This window comes from Cylindrospermopsis sp. CR12, from assembly GCF_001432185.1.
In the GTDB taxonomy this organism is placed as follows: Bacteria; Cyanobacteriota; Cyanobacteriia; order Cyanobacteriales; family Nostocaceae; genus Raphidiopsis; species Raphidiopsis raciborskii.
The window spans coordinates 1-3,771 of record NZ_LMVE01000036.1 but is presented as its reverse complement, the minus strand read 5'-3'; the positions used below and the strand labels follow the sequence as shown (position 1 = coordinate 3,771).

Here is a 3,771-nt window from a genome sequence, read left to right as displayed (position 1 = left end):
GCGGTCATAAACATTCCTAAGACGATGCAATCTTGATTGTCGAGGTTTTTAATAAAACAACGAGATCAACACCTAAAAACGTAATTGACATTTGCAAAAAGCGTTTGGGCAAATACAATACCGACCCACAGGAGCAAATCGATGGAACAACTTAAGAAGGAACGTTTGGAATCTAAAGGTTGGAAAGTTGGGACCGTCTCAGACTTTTTAGAGTTAACACCAGAAGAAGCGTTTTTGCTTGAAATCAAACTGGTTCTTAGTCGCAGCTTGAAGGAGCGCCGGCAAAAATTGATGACTCAGGTTGAACTCGCTTCTAAAATTGGCTCCAGTCAACCTCGGATTGCTAATGCTGGGAATGGTAGTGATTCGGTGGAATTGTTAATTCGAGCAATGTTGGCAACAGGTGCAACTCCTAAAGATATTGGGCAGATTATTGCTAGTGTCGGTTAACGCTTATGCTCTTAATTCGAGTTAGAATAAAATGCGATCGCTTATCGGATTGATTACGATATCCCAAGCTTCACAAGTAAACCTTTAGAATTACTAGAGAAATGGCATCAACTCTCAGATCGTTATTATTCCCCAATAAACAGGAACCACCTATGCCTACCATTAGTATGTTTTATGGTTTGATTATCCGAATGTTTTTTACAGATATCCAGCAACACAATTTGCCGTATCTGCATGTGGAGTATCAAGGTGCGGAAGCAGTTGTTTCTATACCAGATGGGGAGATTGTTCAAGGTGTGTTGCCGCCCAAAAAATTGAGAATGCTTCAGGCATGGATAGTAATACATGAAGAAGAGCTGATGGCTGATTGGTCATTAGCAGTTAAGGGTGAGCCTATATTCAAGATTGAACCACTACGTTAGGTTGTCTTATGATAAGAGTATTTACCGTTGTTGCTGAATCAGACTTCCATCTTATTTTGAGATTTAGTAATGACGAAAAACGTCGGTTCGATATGCGTCCCTATCTGGACATGACTGTCTTTCAACCATTGAAAAATCCAGGTTTTTTTGGACTGGCCTCTGTCAATTATGGCACAGTGGTGTGGCCCGGGGAAATTGATATTGCGCCAGAAACACTCTATGAACTGTCCGTACGTTTACCTGGTTAATTCTGTGTGCTTCCCAATCGCATTTATACATATCCTGTTGGTTTGTTGGGTTTCGTTCCTCAACCCAACCTACAATAACCCACTACAAAACCAGTCGGTTGAAAACCGAATTGTTAATTTGTATTAAAATGTTAAACTTGTACAGTTTATGATATGATATCCATATAGTCCGGGTTGACTTTGTTCAATCAGTAAGAATACCCTCTGCTGAAAATGAATTCTCCGTAGTTTCAATGTCAAGCATAAGTTAAGTATGAACAGTACCAACGAAAGCAAAAGTCTCATCACCAGAGAAAAAGAAAATATTATTCTCCAACCAGAAGTGATATCCTCTGGGAACCTGATATCCCTTCAAACAACTGAGGATGACATTGATCTTAAAGAGATAATGTCCATCCTCAAAAGACGAGCATTAGGCATTTTGACAATTGCCTCCCTGATCATGGCTGGAGGTAGTTACTACCTGTTTACAGCAGAAAAAATTTACCAAGGCAGTTTTGAGATTTTAGTAGAACCAGTTAGTGGCGAAAAAAATAACTTACTGACCGCAGCCCTAGAAAGCACTCAACTTGACCAATCAGGATTAGACTACGATAGCCAAATTAAAGTTCTCAAAAGCCCTGAATTGCTTAATCAGGCCCTACCTGACATACAATCTCAATATCCTGAGCTTACATACGATTTATTTATCAAAAACTTAGCCATCCAGAGATCAGCTGAAACTAAAGTTCTAGAAATTACCTATAAAAGTCCAGATCGGGCGGAAATTGACTTGGTGTTAAATACCCTGTCCAAATTTTATTTAAAATATAGCTTAGAGAAACGCAAGACTAAATTAAATCAAGGTCTAAGGTTTATAGACGAACAACTACCTAAAATTGGCGCTACTGTGGATAAACTACAGCGCGAACTACAAGTATTTAGACAAACGTACAAGTTTGTTAATCCAGAGGATCAGTCCGGTAAGTTGGTAGAGCAAATTCAGAGCTTAGAAACACAAAGAATAGCCATAGAGCAGAAGTTGGCTGTGGCTAGAACCAGTTATGCCACATTGCTCACACCAGAAGGACAACAAGCTGCATTAAACCAGACTCAGAGTCAAACTCAGTCGCCTTACAATATATTAGTTATTCAGCTTAGACAAATAGAAGCCCAACTATCTGGAGAACTAGCCAGATTTCAAGGGGATAATCCATATATAACAACATTAGAAGAAAAAAGACAAAACATATTACCTCTCATAGAAAAAGAGAAAGAGAGATATATAGGTCTGAAAATAGCGGAAGTGGCCAATACTATTTTATTACTAGAATCGGAAAACAGAGAAATCACCAGAGCGCAAGAGCAAAGCAAAGCCAGATTCGATCTATTACCCCGTTTAGCCAGACAAAACACGGATCTGCAAAGAAAATTACAACTAGCTAGTGAAAGTTTAAATCGCTTCTTAGAAGCCCGGGAAAAACTGGCCATTGAAGTAGCCCAAACAGAAATACCTTGGGAACTGGTCCAAGCTCCAATCACGCCTGAATTGCCAGTTTTTCCTAAAATCTACCAGAGTTTATTGATTGGACTAATTGGCAGCTTATCTATAAGTGTTGCGATCGCCTTCCTTTTAGAGAAACTAGACAACTCCTATCATGATGCCATCAACATGCAGGAGAGGACCAAACTCCCCCTATTGGGGACTTTCCCGAGAATGAAAAATGTTGGTATCAGCTATCAATATCGCCATGATTCTGACCAAAGCCAAAATAAACCTGCTAAAACCAATCCATTAGATATACCCCTTCCCTTTTTCTCTCGCAAGAAAAAGAAGAAAGGCTACGGGTATGGTTATGGATATGGTTATGGATATGGTTATTATGGAGAGGGTCATTTTTGGCAATCTTTGCAAGTGCTGTATGCCAACATTCAGTTACTCAACTCCGACGAAGTTGTCAAGTCTGTAGCCATCACCTCTGCTCTCAAAGGGGAGGGAAAAAGTACATTGGCACTACATCTAGCTCAAATGGCAGCTTCTGTGGGAAGAAGGGTTTTGCTGGTGGATACTGATTTGCGACTTCCTCAAGTACACAAGAGGTTAAACTTACCCAACTTAGTTGGTTTAAGCAATGCTATCACCTCAAATCTTACTCCTGATGAGGTAATGCAAAAGTTACCGGATTTGGATACTTTATCAGTAATTACCTCGGGAACTCAACCGCCAGATCCCATGCGACTAATTTCATCTGAGAAGATGAAACAAATGATGGCATACTTTCGTGAAAAATTCGATTTAGTAATTTACGACACACCACCTGTTATGGGTATAGTGGATAGTAGACTGGTGGCTTCGCAAACAGATGGTTTGATTTTAGTGGTCAAAATGCACAGGACAGACCGCTCGATGATTAAGCAAGCTCAGGATGCTCTGAGGCAGTCATCTATTAATGTATTAGGTATAGTTGCCAATCAATACAATAAGAGCATTCATCAATATCATGATTATTACTACGGTTATAGTTATGGTGGTCGTAGGAAGGATAAAGAAGCAGCGGAGGAGGGAATCAATTCCCCATCTCAAAGCTAAAGGAATTACCGCTCATTAATGTCTACCCTAGAAAAATGCGATCGCATTTCTCAATTATATCTACGTTAGGTTGTCTTATGAT

Annotated in this window: 4 protein-coding genes; all 4 read left to right on the top strand. The window is 39.7% G+C overall.

All coding sequences use genetic code 11. From position 1 onward, the window contains the following. Positions 1-141 precede the first annotated feature (141 nt). The 4 genes from ASL19_RS04215 to ASL19_RS04200 all read left to right on the top strand — a co-directional run bounded on the left by ASL19_RS04215 (position 142) and on the right by ASL19_RS04200 (position 3,689). Complete coding sequence (locus ASL19_RS04215; protein ID WP_057177413.1) at positions 142-450, top strand: transcriptional regulator; 309 nt, start codon at positions 142-144, stop codon at positions 448-450. 152 nt (positions 451-602) lie between these two features. Beyond that, the gene (locus tag ASL19_RS04210; protein WP_057177414.1) at positions 603-872 is read left to right on the top strand and encodes a DUF4160 domain-containing protein; all 270 of its coding nucleotides are present in this window, start codon (positions 603-605) and stop codon (positions 870-872) included. Between the two features lie 8 nt (positions 873-880). Then, positions 881-1,120: a DUF2442 domain-containing protein gene (locus tag ASL19_RS04205; protein ID WP_006278985.1), complete on the top strand. Its 240-nt coding sequence runs from the start codon at positions 881-883 to the stop codon at positions 1,118-1,120. A gap of 253 nt (positions 1,121-1,373) precedes the next feature. Further along, positions 1,374-3,689: a polysaccharide biosynthesis tyrosine autokinase gene (locus ASL19_RS04200; RefSeq protein ID WP_057177412.1), complete on the top strand. Its 2,316-nt coding sequence runs from the start codon at positions 1,374-1,376 to the stop codon at positions 3,687-3,689. The last annotated feature ends 82 nt before the right edge of the window (positions 3,690-3,771 follow it).